Raw genomic sequence first — 379 nt, 5'->3', positions numbered from 1 at the left:
CGCAGTGCCCAGTCGCTGCTGATCGAGGCGCTCGATCGCCTGGTCGATGCCACGCCCGGCCTTGAAGACGTGCTGGCCCAGTTGCCTCAATCCGAACCCTTGCCCTCCACGCGCGCCGCCCCGTTGCGGCGGCCGCGCTGATGCTTTTGCGGGAAACGCCCATGATGTCCCATCGCATGATCCTCTCGCTGGCCACCACGGCCCTGGCCGCCGGCCTCGTCGCCGGTTGTGCCCAGGGCTCGGTCCATCCGGGGCAGTCCGCCGCCCGCGCGCAATCGGCGCTGACCGGGGGGGAAGCGGTCAAGGCCGTCGCCCTGGCAGAGCAGGCGGTCCTGGCCGATCCGCGCAACCCGGGCTATCGCATGCTGCTGGGCAGCGC

General features: G+C 71.8%; 1 pseudogene. It reads left to right on the top strand.

Going from position 1 to position 379, the window contains the following annotated elements:
* Positions 1–161: 161 nt before the first annotated feature.
* Positions 162–379: pseudogene (locus H926_RS33525) on the top strand (hypothetical protein); the annotation flags it as partial.

The organism is Novosphingobium sp. B-7, from assembly GCF_000410615.1.
Taxonomy (GTDB): domain Bacteria; phylum Pseudomonadota; class Alphaproteobacteria; order Sphingomonadales; family Sphingomonadaceae; genus Novosphingobium; species Novosphingobium capsulatum.
The sequence above is the reverse complement of the archived record's forward strand: the minus strand, read 5'-3'. Positions and strand labels throughout refer to the sequence as shown.